This window comes from Palleronia marisminoris (assembly GCF_900172315.1).
GTDB lineage: Bacteria > Pseudomonadota > Alphaproteobacteria > Rhodobacterales > Rhodobacteraceae > Palleronia > Palleronia marisminoris.
In genome coordinates, this window is the sequence record NZ_FWFV01000001.1 from 667,920 (window position 1) to 688,417 (window position 20,498).

General features: G+C 66.3%; 20 protein-coding genes. 6 read left to right on the forward strand and 14 right to left on the reverse strand.

Annotation, left to right across the window (positions count from 1 at the left end):
- The gene (locus tag PAM7066_RS03305; protein WP_085852679.1) at window positions 1-3,138 is read left to right on the forward strand and encodes an efflux RND transporter permease subunit; all 3,138 of its coding nucleotides are present in this window, start codon (window positions 1-3) and stop codon (window positions 3,136-3,138) included.
- A gap of 82 nt (window positions 3,139-3,220) precedes the next feature.
- Window positions 3,221-4,195: a DUF808 domain-containing protein gene (locus PAM7066_RS03310; protein ID WP_085852680.1), complete on the forward strand. Its 975-nt coding sequence runs from the start codon at window positions 3,221-3,223 to the stop codon at window positions 4,193-4,195.
- A gap of 99 nt (window positions 4,196-4,294) precedes the next feature.
- Here the strand turns inward: PAM7066_RS03310 and PAM7066_RS03315 are convergent, their stop codons facing one another.
- Window positions 4,295-4,669 carry an SPW repeat domain-containing protein gene (locus tag PAM7066_RS03315; RefSeq protein WP_085852681.1) on the reverse strand — a complete coding sequence of 125 codons (375 nt, stop codon included), beginning with the start codon at window positions 4,667-4,669 and terminating at the stop codon, window positions 4,295-4,297.
- A 60-nt stretch (window positions 4,670-4,729) separates the two neighbouring features.
- Window positions 4,730-4,960, reverse strand: a complete 231-nt coding sequence (locus PAM7066_RS03320) for an HIRAN domain-containing protein (protein WP_085852682.1) — start codon at window positions 4,958-4,960, stop codon at window positions 4,730-4,732.
- A 340-nt stretch (window positions 4,961-5,300) separates the two neighbouring features.
- On the opposite strand from PAM7066_RS03320, the gene PAM7066_RS03325 reads away from it, so the two are divergent.
- The gene (locus tag PAM7066_RS03325; protein WP_085852683.1) at window positions 5,301-6,026 is read left to right on the forward strand and encodes a tellurite resistance TerB family protein; all 726 of its coding nucleotides are present in this window, start codon (window positions 5,301-5,303) and stop codon (window positions 6,024-6,026) included.
- 34 nt (window positions 6,027-6,060) lie between these two features.
- Here PAM7066_RS03325 and PAM7066_RS03330 read toward each other — a convergent pair whose 3' ends face one another.
- From PAM7066_RS03330 to PAM7066_RS03355, 6 genes are all read right to left on the reverse strand, one after another.
- Window positions 6,061-7,275: an MFS transporter gene (locus tag PAM7066_RS03330; RefSeq protein ID WP_245749571.1), complete on the reverse strand. Its 1,215-nt coding sequence runs from the start codon at window positions 7,273-7,275 to the stop codon at window positions 6,061-6,063.
- Window positions 7,276-7,415: 140 nt separating this feature from the next.
- Window positions 7,416-8,687 (reverse strand): cation:proton antiporter domain-containing protein, encoded by a 1,272-nt coding sequence (locus tag PAM7066_RS03335; RefSeq protein ID WP_175484548.1) that lies wholly within the window; start codon window positions 8,685-8,687, stop codon window positions 7,416-7,418.
- A gap of 106 nt (window positions 8,688-8,793) precedes the next feature.
- Window positions 8,794-10,146, reverse strand: a complete 1,353-nt coding sequence (hemN, locus tag PAM7066_RS03340; protein ID WP_085852686.1) for an oxygen-independent coproporphyrinogen III oxidase — start codon at window positions 10,144-10,146, stop codon at window positions 8,794-8,796.
- Window positions 10,147-10,410: 264 nt separating this feature from the next.
- Window positions 10,411-10,788, reverse strand: a complete 378-nt coding sequence (locus PAM7066_RS03345) for a YbaN family protein (RefSeq protein WP_085852687.1) — start codon at window positions 10,786-10,788, stop codon at window positions 10,411-10,413.
- Window positions 10,789-10,804: 16 nt separating this feature from the next.
- Window positions 10,805-12,154: an NADP-specific glutamate dehydrogenase gene (gdhA, locus tag PAM7066_RS03350; protein ID WP_085852688.1), complete on the reverse strand. Its 1,350-nt coding sequence runs from the start codon at window positions 12,152-12,154 to the stop codon at window positions 10,805-10,807.
- An 87-nt stretch (window positions 12,155-12,241) separates the two neighbouring features.
- On the reverse strand, window positions 12,242-12,700 hold the full coding sequence (locus PAM7066_RS03355) for a group III truncated hemoglobin (protein WP_085852689.1): 459 nt from the start codon (window positions 12,698-12,700) through the stop codon (window positions 12,242-12,244).
- 86 nt (window positions 12,701-12,786) lie between these two features.
- On the opposite strand from PAM7066_RS03355, the gene PAM7066_RS03360 reads away from it, so the two are divergent.
- Together PAM7066_RS03360 and PAM7066_RS03365 are read left to right on the forward strand one after the other, a co-directional pair.
- Window positions 12,787-13,206 (forward strand): Rrf2 family transcriptional regulator, encoded by a 420-nt coding sequence (locus tag PAM7066_RS03360; protein ID WP_085852690.1) that lies wholly within the window; start codon window positions 12,787-12,789, stop codon window positions 13,204-13,206.
- Window positions 13,207-13,234: 28 nt separating this feature from the next.
- The gene (locus PAM7066_RS03365) at window positions 13,235-13,507 is read left to right on the forward strand and encodes a DUF6522 family protein (RefSeq protein WP_085852691.1); all 273 of its coding nucleotides are present in this window, start codon (window positions 13,235-13,237) and stop codon (window positions 13,505-13,507) included.
- A 14-nt stretch (window positions 13,508-13,521) separates the two neighbouring features.
- On the opposite strand, the gene PAM7066_RS03370 is transcribed toward PAM7066_RS03365, so the two are convergent.
- On the reverse strand, window positions 13,522-13,806 hold the full coding sequence (locus PAM7066_RS03370) for an SH3 domain-containing protein (RefSeq protein ID WP_085852692.1): 285 nt from the start codon (window positions 13,804-13,806) through the stop codon (window positions 13,522-13,524).
- 182 nt (window positions 13,807-13,988) lie between these two features.
- Between PAM7066_RS03370 and PAM7066_RS03375 the strand changes: the two genes are divergently transcribed.
- Window positions 13,989-14,768, forward strand: a complete 780-nt coding sequence (locus PAM7066_RS03375) for a FadR/GntR family transcriptional regulator (protein ID WP_175484549.1) — start codon at window positions 13,989-13,991, stop codon at window positions 14,766-14,768.
- On the opposite strand, the gene PAM7066_RS03380 is transcribed toward PAM7066_RS03375, so the two are convergent.
- The 5 genes from PAM7066_RS03380 to arfA all read right to left on the reverse strand — a co-directional run bounded on the left by PAM7066_RS03380 (window position 14,765) and on the right by arfA (window position 20,477).
- A complete protein-coding gene (locus PAM7066_RS03380) occupies window positions 14,765-15,595 on the reverse strand; it encodes a carbohydrate ABC transporter permease (RefSeq protein ID WP_085852694.1) in 831 nt (276 codons plus the stop codon). The genes PAM7066_RS03375 and PAM7066_RS03380 overlap by 4 nt on opposite strands.
- Entirely contained in the window at window positions 15,596-16,480 is an 885-nt protein-coding gene (locus PAM7066_RS03385) for a carbohydrate ABC transporter permease (RefSeq protein ID WP_085852695.1), read from the reverse strand.
- Window positions 16,481-16,547: 67 nt separating this feature from the next.
- A complete protein-coding gene (locus PAM7066_RS03390; protein WP_085852696.1) occupies window positions 16,548-17,831 on the reverse strand; it encodes an extracellular solute-binding protein in 1,284 nt (427 codons plus the stop codon).
- A 69-nt stretch (window positions 17,832-17,900) separates the two neighbouring features.
- A complete protein-coding gene (locus PAM7066_RS03395) occupies window positions 17,901-18,974 on the reverse strand; it encodes an ABC transporter ATP-binding protein (protein WP_085852697.1) in 1,074 nt (357 codons plus the stop codon).
- Window positions 18,975-18,977: 3 nt separating this feature from the next.
- Window positions 18,978-20,477, reverse strand: a complete 1,500-nt coding sequence (arfA, locus tag PAM7066_RS03400) for an arabinosylfuranosidase ArfA (RefSeq protein WP_085852699.1) — start codon at window positions 20,475-20,477, stop codon at window positions 18,978-18,980.
- Between the last annotated feature and the right edge of the window lie 21 nt (window positions 20,478-20,498).

Here is a 20,498-nt window from a genome sequence, read left to right on the forward strand (position 1 = left end):
ATGGCACGTTTCTTCATCGACAGGCCCGTCTTCGCGTGGGTGCTATCGATCCTCATCATGGGGATCGGCATCCTTGCCATCCGGACCCTTCCGATCGCCCAGTACCCGCAGATCGCCCCGCCCACCGTGTCGGTCAATGCCGTATATCCCGGCGCCTCGGCGCAGACCGTGGCGAACACGGTCACGCAGGTCCTCGAAGAGCAGATGACCGGCCTTGACGGGCTTCGCTACTTCTCGTCGACCTCGTCCTCGGCGGGCTCTACCTCGATCACCCTGACCTTCGAGACGGGGACCGATCCCGACATCGCGCAGGTGCAGGTCCAGAACAAGATCAGCCAGGCGACGTCGCTTCTGCCGGAATCCGTGCAGCGGCAGGGCGTGACGGTGCAGAAGTCGTCCTCGGGCTTCCTGCAGGTGGTCTCGCTGATCTCGCCCGACGGCAGCTATGACCAGGCGGACCTGTCGGACTACCTGTCGTCGAACCTGACGGACGAGATCAGCCGGATCGACGGTGTCGGCAACGTGCAGGTCTTCGGCTCGCCCTATGCCATGCGCATCTGGCTCGACCCGTCGAAACTGTCGGCCTACGGACTGACCGCATCGGACGTGGTCGCGGCGGTGTCGGAAGAGAACGCGCAGATCTCGGCAGGCGCCTTCGGCACCCGCCCCACCGCGGGCGAGCAGCAGCTGAACGCCACGATCACCGCCCAGTCGCTTCTGCAAACGCCCGAGGATTTCCGCCAGATCGTCCTGCGCGCCGAGACCGGCGGCGGCCTCGTGCTGCTCGACGACGTCGCCCGGGTCGAGATCGGCGCCGAAAGCTACGCCTTCGAGTCGCGCTTCAACGGCGACCCGTCGGCCGGCATGGCGATCAGCCTCGCGCCCGGTGCCAACGCGCTCGAAACCGCCACGGCCGTCGAGGAACGGATGCACGAGTTCTCGCAGAACTTCCCCGAGGGCATCGAATACGTCATCCCCTACGACACGACGCCTTTCGTCGAGATCTCGATCGAGGAGGTGATCCACACGCTCGTCGAGGCGATCATCCTCGTCTTCCTCGTGATGTACCTGTTCCTGCAGAACTTCCGGGCGACGCTGATCCCGACGCTGGCCGTCCCGGTCGTGCTTCTGGGTACCTTCGGCGTGCTGGCCGTCGCGGGCTTCACCATCAACACGCTGACCATGCTCGCGATGGTGCTGGCGATCGGATTGTTGGTCGACGACGCCATCGTGGTGGTCGAGAACGTCGAGCGCGTGATGGAGGAAGAGGGCCTGTCGCCGCGCGACGCGACCTACAAGTCCATGGGCCAGATCACCGGCGCGCTGATCGGGATCGCCATGGTTCTGTCGGCCGTGTTCGTGCCGATGGCGTTCTTCGGCGGCTCGACCGGGGTGATCTACCAGCAATTCGCGATCACCATCGTATCGGCCATGGCGCTGTCGGTGGTGGTGGCGCTGACGCTGACGCCGGCCCTCTGCGCGACGTTGCTGAAGGCCAAGCATCAGACCAAGAAGCGCGGCCCGTTCAAGTGGTTCAACTTCGGCTTCGACAAGACGCTGGGCGGCTATGCCGGCCTCGTCGGCTGGATCGTGCGCCGCCCGTTCCGCATGGGGCTGATCTACGTCGCGCTGGCCGTGGCGATGGCGATGCTCTTCGTGCGCACGCCCACCGGGTTCCTGCCGGAAGAAGATCAGGGCATCCTGTTCACGATGATCCAGGCCCCCACCGGCGCCACGCTTGACCGTACCCTCGACGTGATCGAGCAGGTCGAGAACCACTATCTGCAGAACGAAAGCGCGGCCGTGGAATCGGTGTTCGGCGTGGCGGGCTTCGGCTTCGGCGGTGCGGGCCAGAACATGGGCCTCGCCTTCGTGCGGCTGAAGGACTGGGAGGAACGGACCGACCCGTCGCTCAGCGCGCAGGCCGTCGCGGGGCGGGCCTTCGGGGCGTTCTCGCAGATCCAGGACGCGATGGTGTTCCCGATCGTGCCGCCTTCGGTGATCGAACTTGGCAACGTCTCGGGCTTCGACGTCTACCTGCAGGCGCGGCAGGGCCAGACCCATGACGAGCTTCTGCAAGCCCGCAACCAGCTTCTGGGCATGGCTGCGCAAAGCGAGCTGATCGCGTCGGCCCGTCCCAACGGGCTGGAGGACGCGGCGCAGTTCAACATCGACATCGACTGGCGCAAGGCCGGCGCGATGGGGGTGTCTGCCACGGATGTCAGCAGCCTGCTGTCGACGGCCTGGGCGGGTCGCTACGTCAACGACTTCATCGACCGCGGCCAGATCAAGCGCGTCTACGTGCAGGGCGAGGCCGAGGCGCGGTCCACCCCGTCCGACATCGAGAAATGGCGCGTGCGCAACGACACCGGCGGGCTGGTGCCGTTCTCGAACTTCGCGGACGGCGACTGGAGCCAGGGCGCGCAGGGCGTCTACCGTTACAACGGCGTGCCGTCGATGCAGCTTCAGGGCTCGCCCGCGCCCGGCGTCACGACCGGCGAGGCCATGGCCGAGATGGAGCGGCTCGCGGCCCAACTTCCGCCGGGGTTCGAGCTTGCCTGGACCGGCCTCTCGCTCGAGGAACGCCAGTCGGGCAACCAGGCGCCGCTGCTCTATGCGCTTTCGCTGGCGGCGGTGTTCCTGTCGCTCGCCGCGCTCTACGAAAGCTGGACGATCCCCTTCGCGGTGATGCTGGCCATGCCCATCGGGGTCCTCGGCGCCCTGATCGGCGCGACGCTGGGCGGGTTCGAGAACGGGGTGTTCTTCCAGGTGGGGCTGCTGACGGTCATCGGCCTGACGGGCAAGAACGCGATCCTGATCGTGGAGTTCGCCCGGGAACGGCTGGATGCGGGCGAAACCCTGCTGAAGGCCACGGTCGATGCGGCACGGCAGCGGTTCCGGCCGATCATCATGACCTCGATGGCGTTCTCGCTGGGGGTCCTGCCGCTTGTGCTGAGCTCGGGTGCTGGCGCAGGGGGTCGGAACGCGATCGGGTCGGGCGTGCTCGGCGGGACGCTCTCGGCCACTGTGCTGGGCGTGCTTTTCGTGCCGCTGTTCTTCGTCGTGGTCATGCGGCTCTTCACCCGCAAGGGCAGAGAGACGAAAGAGCCCCACATCACCGCCGTCGCGGCGGAATGAGGGACGGGGCGCCTCGCGCCCTGTCCTCCCGCGCCCCGAGACCTACCCTTCGCAAGCTGCAGCCAACACGGAGACGCAACGGATGAGCGGACTGGTAGCCCTTCTCGACGACGTGGCGGCCATCGCCAAGGTCGCCTCGGCCTCGGTGGACGATGTGATGGGGCAAGCGGTCAAGGCTTCGTCCAAGGCCGCCGGCGCCGTGATCGACGACGCGGCGGTGACGCCGAAATACGTCTCGGGCTTCTCTGCCGCCCGGGAATTGCCGATCGTCTGGAAGATCGCGCGCGGCTCGCTCTTCAACAAGCTGGTCATCCTGCTGCCCATCGCGTTGCTGCTTGCGGCCTTCGCGCCGTGGGCAATCCCGCCGCTGCTGATGGTGGGCGGGCTGTACCTGTGCTTCGAGGGTGCCGAGAAGATCTGGCACAAGATCAATCCGTCCGATCATCACGACGAGGATCTGGTCAAGGAGAAGATGTCTGCGGCCAAGCTGGAAGAGAAGAAGGTGAAGGGCGCGGTCAAGACCGACTTCATCCTCTCGGCCGAGATCATGACCATCGTCCTGAACGCGATGCCCGCAGATCGTCCGTTCGTCCTCACCGCCCTCAGCCTCGCGGTTGCCGCGGTCATCATCACCATCGCCGTCTACGGCGCTGTGGCCGTGATCGTGAAGGCGGACGATGTCGGCCTTCACATGGCGGCACGAGGTGAAAGCGGCTTTGTCCCGAGGCTTGGCCGAGGCATCGTGAAGGGAATGCCGTACGTCATGCAGGCGCTCGTCGTCATCGGAACCGCCGCGATGGTCTGGGTCGGTGGATCGATCATCGTGCACGGCCTGCACGAAATGGGCTGGCACGCCCCCTACGAAGTCATCCACGGCATCGCTGTGTCGGCTGGTCATCCCGTTCCCGCCTATACCGGAACCATCGAGTGGATCGTGACCGCGTTCCTCGACGGCGTCATCGGCCTGATCCTGGGCTTCGCAATGATCCCGATCGCCACCCGCGTGATCGGCCCGATCATTGCCGCCGTCCGGCCCGCCACGTCCGACGCCGCCTAGGCCTTCGCCCCGCCTGCCCTGGCGCAACCTTTTCAGGGTCGATCTCGTTATCCGATCGCGAGCAACTCTCGGCTTGAAAAGGAACAGGAGATGGCCACGTCAGCGCCGGCCGGCGCGACGGTGCGTATCGCCGACATGCGTGTCGCGATCGGTCAGAAGCGGGATCGCGATCTCCATCAGGCCGACGAGGAGGTGCGGCCACCAGATCAGGTCCGCAAAGCCGAAGAGCCACGGCGACGCCGCAAGCAGGATGCCGCTGGCGATGTCGACGCCGAGGTGCACCTTCAGCGGGATCACCTTCGCGACGCTCAGCTCGTACCGGGTAATCAGGCTCATGACGATTGTCATGGCGCCCAGAAGCTGCGGCAGCCACTGCTCGACGCCGCCGGTCGCGAAACCGAACAGATATGGTGCGACGAACAGAAGAACGCCGGTGACGTAGTCGATGATACCGTGAGTTCGCGTGTCGATCATTAGGTTGCTCCACCATGGTTCCTGTTGGGAAAGTCATCACCCACCAGCCCGTTCCGTGCCTCAGGCAAGCGGGAGGGTGACCTCGACGCGTATGTCCGGGCGCGGGCGATCGGGCCCGTCACTCCCGACGACCGCGCGCAGGGCTAGTCCTGCATCCATGACCTTGGTCAGGGGCTGATTGTCGATGCGCGGCACGTAGCCCAGCTTGGTTCCGTCCTGCGTCCACACGGCCACGGCGCGGGCGTCGTCGTCATTCTGGTGCTCTCGCACGAGACGCAGCGGCGTGCCGATCGGAAGACCGCGCGCCGCCTAGCGCAGGACAGTCCTGTCGCTGCCCGCCACGTAGGTCTGCAAGAGCGGCACCTCGCGGCGCGCGAAGGTGGGATCGGGCGCCTGGACGCGCACAGGGAATCGTAACTTATTGTCAGTGTAGAACACTGACACTGTCCACTCTGAATGTCGGCGGAACGCCCAAGGTTGATGATGTTCTCGATGCTTCCCGTCGGAATGGGCCGACGAGCAGCGATCGGCAGATCTCGCCGGCGGCTTCGGATCGCCGCTGGGCGAAGCGCAAGGAACATCGCCCGCCCATCGGTTGTTTCACGCCTGAAGCACAACGAGGATGACGAACATGAGCCTCAAGAGAATACTGGGCACGATGCTCGCGACGCGGATGGCCGGTCGCGGCCGGCGGCGTGGCGGGCTTGGCACCGCGGCGATGCTGGGCGGTCTTGGCCGACGCCGGCGCACCGGCATGATGGGTGGCAAGCTCGGCATGGCCGCGCTCGGCTACATGGCCTACAAGGCCTACCAGGACCAGCAGTCGAAGGCCGGCACCTCGACTGGCGGGACCAGCTCTGGCGCCAAGGGCGGCGGCGGCCTGTCGGGGATGGTGCAGGACGTGATGAACACCGTCACCGGCGGGTCTCAATCCAGCGGCGGCGCGTCGGCGGGCGCAACCCCGGCCCCCGAAGAGGAGGACATGCGCGAAGAGGCGCAGGCGGCCGAGAACCTCAGCAACGACACCGCCCTTCTGCTCATCCGGGCGATGATCACCGCCGCCTATTCCGACGGCTCGCTGTCGATGGACGAGCGGCAGCGGATCATGGGCGAGATCGACCAGGCGGGCGACGCCGAGGACCGCGCCGTGATGGAGCGCGAGATCGCCAACCCCAAGCCGCTCGACGAGCTGCTCACGCAGGTCAACGACGAAGAGACGGCCGAAGAGTTCTACATGGCCTCCCGCGCGGCCGTGGACGGCGACTCCGAGGCCGACCGCACCTACCTCGCAGACCTGCAGCGCAGGCTGAACCTGTCCGATGCGCAGGTCGCCGAAGTCGAAGAGATGGCGCGCTGATCAAGGGCCGGCGGCGAACACCGCCGCCGGCGACCTACTCAATCCCCGACCGCCGCGCGTCCCAATGGGTAATCGCGTAGAGGACGAGGCCCACGAGGCTCAGCGCCGCGCCCACATATCCCGCGACCGGGAAGTCGTGGCCCGCCGCAATCGCCCGCGCGGCCAGGAACGGCCCGAGCGCGTTCGCCATGTTGAACGCCGCATGATGCAGCGACGCAGCCATCTGCTGCGCGTCCCCGGCGACGTTCATCAGCCGGGTCTGCAGGGTGGTCGAGACCCCTCCGAGCACGCTCATCAGAAGGATGGCCACCGCCATGGGCCACAGCCCCCCTTCGACGGCCATCGGCAAAAGCGCGAGCACCACGGCGCCGCCTCCGAACGCGGTATAGGCCGCCAGGTTCAGGTTCCGGTCGGTCAGCTCGGCCATGATCAGGTTGAACGCGGTCATCCCGACCCCCGCCACCAGCAGCATCATCGCCACGGCGGTCTCGGACGCGCCCAGCGTCGTCTGAACCATCGACGCGATGTAGGTATAGACGGCGAAGAACCCGCCGAACCCGACCGCCCCGGTCAGAAGCGTCAGCAGGACCTGCCTGTTCTTCAGCGCCCCGAGCTCGCGCAGCGGTGCGGCGCCGGGATCGGCCGGCGTCCGCGGCGCCTTGACGAGGACCGCCAGCGCCGTCAGCAGCGCCGTGATCGCGACGATGACGAAGCCGGCGCGCCATCCGATGAACTGGCTGAGCCAGCTTGCCGCCGGCACGCCGATCATGGTGGCCGTGGTCAGGCCCAGGAAGACGCGCGCCACGGCAGAGGCCCGCTTGTTGCGGGGCACGACCGAGGCGGCGACAAGGGCGGCCACGCCGAAATACGCTCCGTGCGGGAGGCCCGCGAAGAAGCGCGCGGCCACGAAGGTGCCGAAGCTGGGCGCGAAGGCCGACACGAAGTTGAACAGCGCAAAGGCGATCATCAAGCCGACCAGCATGATCCGCTTGCGCAGCTTCGCCCCCGCCACCGCGAGAAGCGGAGCACCGATCGTGACGCCGAGCGCATAGGCGCTGATCGCATCCGCGGCGCGCGCCTCGGTCACCGCGTAGTCGGCGGCGAAGTTGGGCAGCAGCGCCATCGAGGCGAACTCGGTCGTGCCGATCGCAAACGCGCCGAGCGCCAGCGCGAGCAGAACGGCCCTTGGTGAACTTGCCCGGACGGCAGGCGCGGCGGCGTCCCTGCCGTCAAATTCGATATCGACCACGTCATTCTTTCCATGTCTGCGGAACAGGCCCGAAGCCCATGCACCCCCTATGGGGTCGGTCCGCAAGTTTGAGGGGGCAATCGTCCCGAAGCGTTCGAAGTAGGCGCGGTGGGGCCGGTTTGCCACGGGCGGGCCCGCGATCAGGCAGAAGCACGCCGATAGGCGGCGAGGCCCGGCCCCGAGGTGACCCCGTGCACCAGGATCGACACGACGATCACGAGGCTCGCGACGTGCCATGTCGCGGGATCGCGCAGACGCTCTTCGGCGTGGAGCGCATAGTAGATCGCCGCGACACCCACCGGCCCGAACCAGCCGAGGAACGCGGCGTCCCGCCCGACCAGCCCCGCCCCGAGCCAGCGACCCGTCACCAGAAGGGCGATCGGACGGCGCAGCAGGACGATCGCGACGGCAAAGGCCGGAACCTGCCAGCCGAGGCCGAACCACTCGCGCCACGGCAGCATCGCGCCGAAGATGGTGAAGACCGGCAGGTTGAAGAGCTTGCTGATCCCCTCCTGAACTTGCTGCTCCTCGAACTCCTCTCCGCGATCCACGCCGAAGTTGAAGGCAGCTCCCGCCGCGAAGGCCGCGAGGATCCCGTCCGACCCCACGAGCTTCGCCGTCGACACCACGACCAGCGACAGCGCGACCGAGAGGCTGATCAGCGAGGTCTTTCCCACCCAGCCCAACTCGTCCGCGTGGTGCAAGGCCACCGCCGCGACATAGCCGATCACCAGGCCGACGACGACGGCCAGCACCACGCCCACCAGCAGGACATCGACCAGCCAGCGGTCGAAGGCGCCCGACGATGTGCCATGCGAGATCAGCAGGATCGGCAGCAGGACGATCAGGTAGGCGAGCCCGTCATTCGCCCCCGACTCGAGCGACAGGGTCGAGCGCAGCCGGTCCGGCAGGCTTCGTTCGGCCGCGCTGCCGGTCACGATGGACGAGGCGACGACCGGATCGGTCGGGGTGACGATGGCCCCCAGCAACAATGCCATGAGCGGCGAAATCCCGAGGAAGAGCCAGGCTAGCCCGGCAGAGACCAGCCACATGACCAGCATCCCGACCGTCAGAAGCAGGCCGAGGGGGCGCAGCAGATGTCTGTAGCTTTCCTTCGGCGTGCGCAGCGCGATGCCGAAGACCGAGATGGCGAGGGTGAATCGCGCCGCCTCCTTCAGGATCAGGCGAGAGTGGGGCCAATCCTGCGGCTGCAGCCAGCGCAGAACCTCCGGCCCCGCGACGATCCCCATTGTCATCGCGATGATGGGCTTCGCCATCGGCAACGACCCGAGCCGATCCGAGATCAGTCCGGCAATGACGACCACGAAGCCGGCAAGGGCGATGGCGGTGTTCACCTGATGCAAGTCGGTCTCCGGGCGCGGGTCGCGCGAGGTCTGGCTCAACGCGGTCAAGGCTCTGGAAGGTGGTCTGGATGCCGTGAAGGTCCAGTTCATCGAGCCTGTTGCCGCCCTTGGCCCGGCGCTGTCTTCGGAGCCTATGCAAAGCCCGCGCGGGCCGTCACGAGGCCCTCGAATAGGTCGCGCCGATGCTGCGGAATTCGTCGTACTCGGCGGCGATGATCCGGGTCAGGGGGCGTCCCTCGTCGCGGATCCGCAGGTCGCGGCCCTCGCGCGCGACCATGCCGGGGAACTTCCCGGCGACGGTGGCGTGGATCGGCTCCAGCGCGTCGCTGTCCGCGAATTCGGCCCTCAGCGCCGCCATGTCGATCCTGAAATCGCACATCAGCATCTCGATCGCGCGGGCGTGGAGCTTGTCCGTCTCGGTCAGGGAATGGCCGCGATAGCCGGCGAGCGTGCCCGCCCCGATCCGCTGGGTGTAGGCTCCGGTCGCGGCGGCGTTCTGGACATAGCCGCCCGCGAACCGCGAGATCGACGAGGCGCCGATACCAATCAACGTGCCGCAGGTATCCTCGGTATAGCCCTGGAAATTGCGCCGCAGCCGACCCGCCCGCATCGCGGTGGCGAGGCCGTCGTCGGGCCGCGCGAAATGGTCGATGCCGACCGGGTCCAGCCCGGCCGCCCGGAACATCCCGGACGCCGCGCGGAAGAGTTGGTGACGCTCGAGGTCGCCAGGCAGGGCCGCCTCGTCGATCAGGGTCTGCCGCTTGGACATGTGCGGCACGTGCGCATAGCCGAACAGGGCCACCCGGTCGGGCGACAGCGACAGCACCTTGTCCACCGAGGCGCGCACCGTCTCGACCGTCTGGTGCGGCAGGCCGTAAACAAGATCGGTGTTCAGCGACGCGATGCCCGCCGCGCGCAGGGCGCGGACGCAGCGGTCGGTCGCCTCGAAGGACTGCTCGCGACCGATGGCCTTCTGAACCTTATCCCGGAAGTCCTGGATGCCGATGCTGGCGCGCGTCATCCCTTCGGCGCCGAGCGCGGCGATCTTCGCGTCATCGACCATGGTGGGGTCGATCTCGACCGAGAACTCGAAGTCCTCGGCGGGCCGGATCGCCGCCTTGAGGCTCTGCGACAGGCGATGGATCAGCTCGGGCGGCAGGATGGTGGGCGTGCCGCCACCCCAGTGCAGCCGACCCATCCGCACGCCGCGCGGCAGGTGGGCCGCGACCTGCGCAAGCTCGGCCTCGATCGTGTCGAGGTACCTTTCGACGGGGCTCAGCGTCCTGGTGCCCTGCGTGCGGCAGGCGCAGAACCAGCAGAGCCGCTCGCAGAAGGGGATGTGGACATAGACCGAGACCGGCTTGGCCGGGTCGAGCCCCTCGAGGCATTCTGCCTGGAACTCGGCACCGACCGCCGGGGAGAAGACCGGGGCGGTCGGATAGCTGGTGTAGCGCGGGACGCGCGAGTCGAAGAGGCCGAGGGCCCTTAGCTGATCGAGGTTTTCCATGCCCCCTCGTAGCGCGCCCGGCTGCACCGCACTTTGAGCCAGCGCAAAAACGTCGCTGTGAAGCGGATCACATGCGCGACCTCGACGCTCTCCATCAGGGCCGCGTAAGTGGCAGGCAAAGGTCGAGCTGGCGGGGACGCATCCTCCCATGAGCGACCGGAACGGGGTCAGGACCGGCAGACCCCGGCCGACAAAGGAGGGACAAACCACTGTCACCTGAGGACAGGGAAATGGCCGGCCGCCCTCGGGCGGGCGGTTCGCGTTTCAGCCCGGCCGAGAAAGGATGAACGCCGCCGCGCCGCCGAGGCAGACCGCCTGCACCACCAGGATCACCGGCTTCACCCCCAGGATGGCGCTCGCGAGAAAGGTGACCGCCATGACGCTGCACGCCGCCACCTTCGCTCGCCTCGAGATCGCGCCGCGCACTTCCCAATCGCGGAGGGCGGGGCCGAACACGTGGTGCGCCTCGATCCTGTCGCGGAACCGGGACGAGCCCTTACCGAAGGCGAAAGCCGCCAGAAGCACCAGCGGCGTCGTCGGCAGGACCGGCAGAACCACCCCGATCCCGGCAACGGCAAGCGCCGCAAAACCGGCCGCGTTCCACAACAACCGGGCGAAGGCGCGCTCTTCCCCCGACTTCATCGCGCACCCGGCCCTTTCACACGACGCCGAGAAGCCGCATCGCCTCGGCGACCCGGATGAAGCCGGCGATGTTGGCACCAAGCACGTAGTCGTCCCGGGCACCGTATTCCTCGGCGGTTTCGGCGCAGAGGTCGTGGATGTTGCACATGATCTCGGCCAACCGCGCTTCGGTGCGCTCGAACGTCCAGCTGTCGCGCGAGGCGTTCTGCTGCATCTCGAGCGCCGAGGTCGCGACGCCACCCGCGTTCACGGCCTTGCCCGGCGCGAAGAGGACGTCCGCCTCCTGGAACAGTTCGACCGCCTCGGGTGTGCAGGGCATGTTCGCGCCTTCGCCAATCGCGGTGACGCCGTTCTTGACCAGCGCGCGGGCGTCCTTGCGTGACAGCTCGTTCTGCGTGGCCGCGGGAATCGCGACGTCGCACGGCACCTCCCAGATCGAGCCGCCGTCGTAATAGTGCACGTCGCTGCCCTTCGCATCGGCGTATTCCGAGATCCGTCCGCGCCTTCCCTCCTTGATCTCCTTCACGAGTTCGAGGTCGATGCCGCCCTCGTCGACCACGTAACCGCCCGAGTCCGAGCAGGCGACGACGGTGCCGCCGAACGAGATCACCTTCTCCATCGCATGGATGGCGACGTTGCCCGAGCCCGAGATCACCACCCGCTTGCCGTCGAACCCCGAGCCGCGCGTCTCGAGCATGCGCTGGATGAAATACGTGGCGCCGTAGCCCGTCGCCTCGGTCCGCGCGCAGGACCCGCCATAGGCCAGCCCCTTTCCGGTCAGGACGCCCGCCACGTACCGATTGGTCAGGCGCTTGTACTGGCCGAACATGTAGCCGATCTCGCGCCCGCCGACCCCGATATCCCCCGCCGGCACGTCGGTGTCGTGGCCTATATGCCTGTGCAGCTCGGTCATGAAGGACTGGCAGAAGCGCATGATCTCGCGATCCGAGCGGCCCCGCGGGTCGAAGTCGGACCCGCCCTTGCCGCCGCCGATGGGCAGCCCGGTCAGCGCGTTCTTGAAGATCTGCTCGAACCCGAGGAACTTGACGATCCCGAGGTTGACGGATGGATGAAACCGGATGCCGCCCTTGTAGGGCCCGAGCGCCGAATTGAACTGCACCCGGAAGCCGCGATTGATATGGACCTGGTTCCGATCGTCGGTCCAGGGCACTCGGAAGATGATCTGGCGCTCGGGCTCGCAGAGCCGTTCGATCAGTGCGTCATCGGCATAGCCGGGATGCTTGGCCACGACGGGGCCGAGGCTTTCCATCACCTCGCGCACGGCCTGGTGGAACTCGGTCTCGCCGGCATTGCGGCGCAGCACCTCGTTCAGGATGGGCTCCAGCTTCTCGTCGACCTTGGTCATGATATTCGCTCCCGCAGTTCAGGGACATCAATAGTGCGCCGCGCGAGCGGGTCACGCGAGCCGTGTGGAATAATGGTGTCGTCGAGTTTAGCTGAGGTTCGGAATCGCCCCCGGAGCGCCCTGCCCCGCATCCTGCACGGCGATGTGCAGCGACCGGGCGATACGCTCTGCGCGCTCGATCACGTGCTCCGCGCCTTCGGGCGAGCATGTCTCGTGCGCGGTTTCGCGGAACAGGGTCAGCCAGCGCTCGAAATGGCTCCAGTCCACCGGCAGGTTGGCGTGCTTCGGCACCGGGGCGCCGTGGTAGCGCCCCGTCATCAGGGCGACCGAGGACCAGAACGCGACCATCCGTTCGAGATGCGGCTCCCAGTCGTCGATCCGCGCGGCGAAGATCGGACCCAGAACGGCATCGGCCCGAACCTTGCCGTAGAACCGGTGGACCAGCTCGGTCAGCAGAGGCTCGTCGAGCCCGGTCCGCTCCATGAGGTCGGCCGTGATGGCCGGTCGGGCCGAGACCGGCTGAAGCCGTGGGGCAGCTTGGGTCATGAGGACCTCGACACATGGCAGTTGCGTCGAAGCGTAGGCCCTGCAATAGGTACTGTAAATACCCATTGCTCCTGATGGAAAGCGCGATGCGCCTGACGACATTCACGGATTTCGGCTTGCGTGCGCTGATGCGGATGGCCGGCACACCCGAACGCGCGTTCTCCACCGCCGAGCTGGCGAGCGAATTCGGCATCTCGCGCAATCATCTTGCCAAGATCATGCAACGCCTCGCCCGGAGCGGGATCGTCGAGACGCGCCGGGGTGGCGGCGGCGGCGCGAGGCTGGCCCGTCCGCCCGACGCGATCCGGCTGGGCGAAGTGGTGCGCGTCCTCGAGCAGGGCCATGTGCTCGTCGATTGCTTCGCGTCCGGTGGCGACTGCACGATCGCCGGATGCTGCCGGCTGAAGGGTCGGCTCCGTGCGGCGGAGGCGGCGTTCCTGGCCGATCTCGACCGGTCGACATTGGCCGATGTCGCGCTTCCGGCACCAGCGACCGGCGCCGCGTGATGCGGGATGAACAGCGCAGGAGGGTCGCATGACCGAGGTTTCGATCACGTCCGAGGGCTTCGTCGTGGACGCGACGGTTCTTGGTGACGCGTTCGGGCTGGATGCCGCGACGGTCCCCGAACGCCTGCGCTCGGCCGAGATCACGAGTCGCTGCGAGACCGGCGTGGACGAAGATGCCGGGCGGTGGCGCCTGACCTTCTACCACGGCGGCCGCGCGCTTCGGCTGACGGTTGATGAAAGCGGCGCGGTCCTGTCCCGCTCGCGATTTGCCGCCCATCCGCCGCAGCCGTCATCGAACTAGGGCGGAGCTGCAGTTCAGAGGTCCGAGAGGTAGTCTTCCGACACATAGCCCGTGATACCGGGCGACGTGGCGAGTGAGACGCGGCACCACAGCTGGCCGACTTCGGTCACACAGTCGCGCCGGATCAGCCGGGTGCCGTCGGGTAGACCGAGGATCACGTTGTATCCCAGTCCCGGCCCCGCGCGCAATTTCAGCAACTCGTCGGGTCCAGCGCCTTCGACCACCGTTCGGCTGCCAAGCCCGCCGCAGCCGGAGACCAGCATCAGCGTCAGGATCGCGGCAGTGGTTTGGCGGCGCATGAGCAGACCTCGGTTGTTGCTTCGTCGGGTCCTTCTGCCAGCCCGGCCGACGCGAGTGAAGCGCGAACTTGTCCGGCGTTTCGGCCGACGGTCACGCGGCGACGGGCCTCGAGACGAACGCGGCTCCTCGACAAGCGGGCCTCAGGATTGAAACGGTGCCCCCATGCGATATGATCTTTGACGTGTCAGACAAGTTTATCGGCCTAACTGTCGCCCTCGACAAGTCGGCGTGGCCCGAACGAAAGAAGAACGAGTCGATCGCCGACTGGCTGGGACGCAAGATCGTCGCCGGCACCTTTGCCAGCGGCCAGGCGATCCCCACCGAGATGGATTTCCTGGCCGAGACGGGAATCTCCCGCGGGGCCTATCGCGAGGCGCTGAGGCGGCTGGTGGGCAAGGGCATGCTCGTGACCCGGACGCGCAGCGGCACGCGGGTCACCCCGCGCGACGACTGGTCACTTCTCGATCCCGATGTCGTCCGCTGGAGTTTCGAGACCGGCGCGCCGCCGGACTGGTACATCCGCGCCCTCTACGAGATGCGCGCGATGATCGAGCCCCCGGCCGCCGCCTTCGCCGCCGAGCGCCGGACCGAGGAAGACCTGGGACTCTTTCGCAGCGCGCTGGACGCCATGCGCTACTGCGACATGACCGAGGACAGCTGGCACGCCGCCGATGCGAGCTTCCACCGGGCGATCCTGATCAGCTCGCACAACCCCGTGCTGCGGTCGCTGGAGGCGGGCATCACCGCGGCCGTCGCCTATACGACCGCCTTCCGCTACCGCGACATGCCCCATCCGCACACACGCAACCCGGTCGAGGAACATGCCGCCGTGTTCGAGCGGATCGAGGCCCGTGATCCGGACGGCACGAGGCGGCTGATGACCGAACTGGTCGACACCGCCCTGCTGGATTCGAAGGGCACGACGGTGTTCGATTTGGGGCTGCCGACGCTGAAGGTCTAGCCCTTCACCCCCGACGAGATCATCACCGCCTCGGTCACGCGCTTCTGGAAGATCAGGTAGGCGATCACCACCGGCGCCGCGGCCAGAAGTGCCACGGACATGATCCGCGCATAAGCTACGCCAAAGGAGTCGTTCACCTGCGTGATGCCCACCGGGATCGTCATCATGTCCTCGGTCGTGACGACCAGGAAGGGCCACAGGAACGCGTTCCACGACATGATGAAGGTGATGATGCCAAGCGCCGTGGTGATGCCCCAGTTGAGCGGCAGGAACACCTTGAAGAGCAGCGTGTAGTCTCCGCCGCCGTCGAGGACCACGGCTTCCTTCATCTCCTTCGGGACGGCGTCGAAGAACTGCTTGTAGACGATGATCACCACCGGCACGACAAGCTGCGGCAGGATGATCCCGCCCCAGCGGTTGATCAGGCCCAGATCGTTCATCAGCACGAATTGCGGCACCACCAGCGCTTGCGCCGGCACCATGAAGCTGGCCAGCACGATGAGGTAGAGCGCCTTGCGCCCGGGGAACTCCATCTGGCTCAGCGCATAGGCGCACATCATGCCGGTCAGCAGGACGACCACGGTGATGATGACAGAGGTGCCGATCGAGTTGATGTACCAGTCCATGAGGCTCGTGTTGAACAGCGCGTCGACGTAGGACGAGGTGTTGACCTCGTCGGGCAGCAGCCCCGCCTGGTCCGAGACGACCCGGCTTTCGGTTCGGAGCGAGGTGACGAAGGCCCAGTAGAGCGGGAATATCCAGATCAGCCCCGCCAGCACCGTGATGCAGGTCAGCGCGGCATTCTCGAAGCGTGTCTGGCGGGTCATCTATTTCTTCCCTCCGATGCGGAGCACCTGGAACTGCAGGATCGAGATCACGACGATCAGCAGGAACAGCACCAGCGAGATCGCCGCCGCGTATCCGCCGTTGTTCAGCTGGAACGCTTCGCGATAGACCATCAGCAGCAGCACGTAGCTGGAGTTGAAGGGACCGCCCTCGGACAGCAGGTAGATCTGGTCGAAGATCTTGAGCTGCAGGATCAGTTGCAGCGTCAGAACCAGCGCCGTCACCGGCCACAGAAGCGGCCATGTCACCCTGAGGAACAGCTGCCCGCGCGTCGCGCCGTCCAGCTTGGCGGCCTCGTAGAGCTCTTCGGGGATGTTGCGCAGCCCGGCGATGAACAGCAGCACGTTGAAGCCGTTGGTCCACCAGATCGTCACGACCGCGACGGAGGGCATGACCCAGAACGGGTTCTTGAAGACGGGCACCCGCTTGCCGGTGACGGCCTCGATCGCGGGTTGCAGGACACCGAACTGGAAGTCGAGCATCCAGGACCAGATCTGCGTGACCACGGATACGGGCAGCACGTAGGGGGTGAAGAACAGCACCATGGCCAGGGCCTGCATCCGCCCCGAAAGCCGGCTGATGGCCAGGGCGATGACCAGCGCCAGCGCCGTGGTCGGCACCACCGTCAACAGGACGAAATACCCGTTGTTCTTCAGGGACGTGTAGAACAGCCTGTCCGAGAACAGTCTTTCGAAATTCGCGAAGCCCACCCACTCTCCGCCGCCGATCAGCGGGGCGTTGGTGAAGCTCATGCGGACGACTTCGACGACCGGGTAGGCGAATACCAGCGCGAAGATCGCCACGAACGGCAGGATCAGCGACAACGCCACGAGCCTGTGCCGCGACCTGTTCCGGATCATGGCCATGTCGTCAAAACTCCTCCCAAGGCTCAGAAGTGCCCCCGCGCGGCAGGTTGCGCGCGGGGGCTGGTCATCACATGCGGTTCTGAATCTCGGCCTTCATCTGTTCGATCGCATCCTCGGGCGAGAGGTACCCGTGCATGGCCGGCGAGAGGATGTTCACCGCCGCGTCGTAGACCGGCGAAGCGACCCCTGCGACGTCGCTGCGCGGATCGTAGGTCGCATCCTCGGCCAGCGAAGCATAAGTGGCGTTTGGCTCCATCACCGCGAACTCTTCGCTTTCCGCGACGGGCTTGTAGGCGGGGATATGGCCTGCATCGGCCCACTGGATGGCGTTCTTCTCCATCCAGCCGACGACCTCCATCACTGCCTCGCGCTTTGCGGGGTCCATCTCTTCTTCACCCTGGATCGGGATCGCCCAGGCGTGGCTGTCGGCCCAGGTCGTCTGGGTGTCCATCAGCTTGGGCACCTCGACCGCGCCCCATTCGAACCCGAGCGAGCCGCTCTCCGCGAGGTCCACCATCGTCGGCACTTCCCAGACACCGTTCAGCTGGAAGGCCGACTGGCCGGACGTGAACAGCGCGACCGATGCTTCGTACAGCGCCTGTTCGGGCTGCCAGCCCTGCTCGTGCCAATTGGTCATGATCTCGAGGGCTTTCACCGCCTTCTCGGTGCTGTCACCGGGCAGGACTTCGCCGTCCTCCGAGATCAGCGTCCCACCCTGCTGCGCGAGCAGCGTGTAGAAAACGCGGTAGGTGCCGCCGTCGTCGCCCGTCGCGTATGTCACAGGCGTTTGCGATCCGTTATCGGCCGCGGCCTGCATCGCCTCTTCGAAATCGGCGACGCTTTCGATGCCCGTCAGGTTGCCCTCGTCGTCGAGGAAGCGGGTCCCCTCCAGGTAGGACTTGTTGTAGTAGAGCACGATCGAATGGATATCGAAGGGAACCGCATAGAGCGTCCCGTCCGGCCCCTTCGCCGCATTGATCGAGCTTTCAAAGAAATCGTCCTCGCTCAGCCCGGCAGCTTCGAGGTCGGCTTCGGTGATCGGCGTCAGCACCTCCTCGCTCAGCCCCAGGGGCAGGCGCGACAGGTGGTAGGTCATCAGGTCCGGCCCGGCGCCGACAGCGGCGGAGGTGCGGATCTTGGTGTAGAACGGAACACCCCATTCCAGCGTCGTGCCTTCGATCTGGATGTCGGGATGCTCTTCGTTGAACTGCTCGATGAGCGCCTTCATGCGGACACCGTCACCGCCGGCGAAGAAATCCCACCACGTCACGGTCTGCTGCGCGTAGGCCGGCATCGCCGTCCCTGCCAGCGCCATGAAAGCGGTCGCTTTTGCAAATGTCGTCAGTTTCATTCGGTTCTCCTCCTTGAACCGGGCCGCGCCTCGGCGCGTCCCCTCCCTGGCCCTGCCGTGGGGCAGACCCTAACGAAGCCTCATGCCGTCTGGCGTGAAGGCGAAGACGTTCTCCGGTTGCGCGCCGAGGTTCAGCGTCTGACCCTCGAGGCTTTCGCGACTGCCGCGGCGCTCGAAAACCAGGTCGGCGCCGGTGGCCGAGCGCGTGTGCAGGTAGGAATTTCCGCCAAGCTCTTCGGCGACCTCGACCGTCACGGGAAGCCCCCCGGTTTCAACGGGCTCCAGGTGTTCCGGGCGCACCCCCAGCATGACTTTCGTGCCCTCGCCCGGCTTGTTCCCTTGAAGGGCGACGCGAAGCTCTCCCTCTTCGCCGCGGACGGTGATGCCGGTTTCGTCGCGATGGCTGACGACGCCCTCGATGAAGTTCATCGATGGCGAGCCGATGAAGCCCGCGACGAAGCGGTTGTCCGGGTCGTCATAGAGCGTCAGGGGCCGCCCCGACTGCATGACATGGCCCCCCTTCAGCACGAAGATGTCGTCGGCGAGGGTCATCGCCTCGATCTGGTCGTGGGTGACGTAGATCATCGTCGCGCCGATCTGCCGGTGCAGGCGCGTCAGCTCGAGCCGCATCTGCACGCGCAGTTCGGCATCGAGGTTCGACAGCGGTTCGTCGAAGAGGAACACGTCGGGTTCGCGCACGATGGCCCGCCCGATGGCGACCCGTTGGCGCTGACCGCCGGACAGGGCCGAGGGCTTCTTGTCCAGGTGATCGCTCAACTGCAGGATCCGCGCGGCCTCGCGCACCTTCTCTTCACGCTCGGCACGCGGCGCGCGCGCAAGGCGGAGCGAGAAGCCCATGTTCTCGGCCACGCTCAGATGCGGGTAGAGCGCGTAGGACTGGAACACCATCGCGACGCCGCGCTTGGCAGGCTCGACGTTGGTGACATCACGGCCGCCGATCTCGATCTTGCCGCCGCTGGTATCCTCGAGCCCCGCGATCATGCGCAGCAGCGTGGACTTGCCGCAGCCCGAGGGGCCGACGAAGACGCCGAACTCGCCCTTCGGAACCTCGAGCGACACCCCCTTGATGACGTCGACCGCCCCGAAGGATTTCTGCACGTTGGTGAGTTTGACGCCCGACATGGCTTACACGCTAAGCCGAACGACGTGGTAGGACAACGGTGCGAGGCTGCCGCCAAGCGTCACATCCTCGATGGCCAATCCGCTGCCCTTGCGGGGCGCGATGGCCTCGTTGTCCGGGCCGTTCGTGGCGCGTAGATCGTGCCCTTCCATCACCTGGTGTTCGACGACGCGGGCATTCTCGAACCCGGTCAGGGACAGGCGCAGGTCGGCGGCCTCGGTCAGGTGCCGGTTCACGAGGAACAGCGTGACGATGTCGCCATCGTGGGTCGCCGCGACGTCGAGATACTGCACGTCGTCGGCGACGCTGCAATCGTAGGTCGGCCCGTCCACCGACACCCGCAGCGCCGTGCCGCGCCCGTAGAGCGACGCCAGCTGGTAGGGCCAGTAGATCGACTGCCGCCAGGCCTTGCCACCCTTGTCGGCGCGGATCGGGGCGATCACGTTCACCAGCTGCGCGATGCAGGCGATCTTCACCTGGTCGGACCGGCGGATGAACTCGTTCAGGAGGCACGCGATGAAGAGCGCGTCCTCGAAGTTGTAGTCCTCTTCCAGAAGCTCGGGGGCCTCGGGCCAGTCCCAGCTCTTCCAGTTCTTCGAGTCCTGCTCGCGCTTGTGATACCAGACGTTCCACTCGTCGAAACAGATATACACGTCGTTCTTGGCGCGCTTCTTCGCCTTCATGAAGTCGATCACGCCGATGATCGACTGGATGTAACGGCCGGTTTCCTCGACCTTGCCGAAGAAGTTCAGCGTATCGCGGCTGGAGTTGCCGAAATACTTGTGCAGCGAGATGTAGTCGACATTCTCGTAGCACTCTTCCAGGACGCCGCGCTCCCATTCGGGATAGGTCGGCATCTCGTCGTTCGAGGACCCGCAGACGATCAGTTCGGCATCCGGCGTGAGCTGGCGCAGCGCCTTCGCGGTCTGGTTGGCGAGTTGGCCGTACTCGGTGGCGTCCTTCTGGCCGATCTGCCACGGGCCGTCCATCTCGTTCCCGAGGCACCACATCTTGACGTTGTACGGCTTCTCGACCCCGTGGCTGCGGCGCAGGTCGGACCAGTAGGTGCCCGAGGGGTGGTTCACGTATTCCACGAAGTTGCGCGCATCCGAGATGCCACGCGACCCGAGGTTGACCGCCAGCATCATGTCGATGCCCACGTCACCGGCCCAGGTGGCGAACTCGTTGATTCCGACCTGGTTGCTCTCCTTGCTGCGCCAGGCGAGGTCGAGGCGCACGGGGCGATCCTCTTTCGGGCCGATTCCGTCTTCCCAGTTGTAGGCCGACACGAAGTTCCCGCCCGGGTAGCGGATCGCGGGGATCTTCAGGTCCCGCACCATCTGCGCCACGTCTTTCCGGAACCCATGCCCGTCCGCTTCCGGATGGCCGGGCTCGTAGATGCCCGAATAGATCGCCCGGCCCATATGCTCGATGAACGCGGCGTAGAGCCTGTCATCGATCTTGCTGATTTCGAAAGCGCGATGGATCGCGGCAGACACCCGCATCGAGTCCCCTCCTCATTTGTC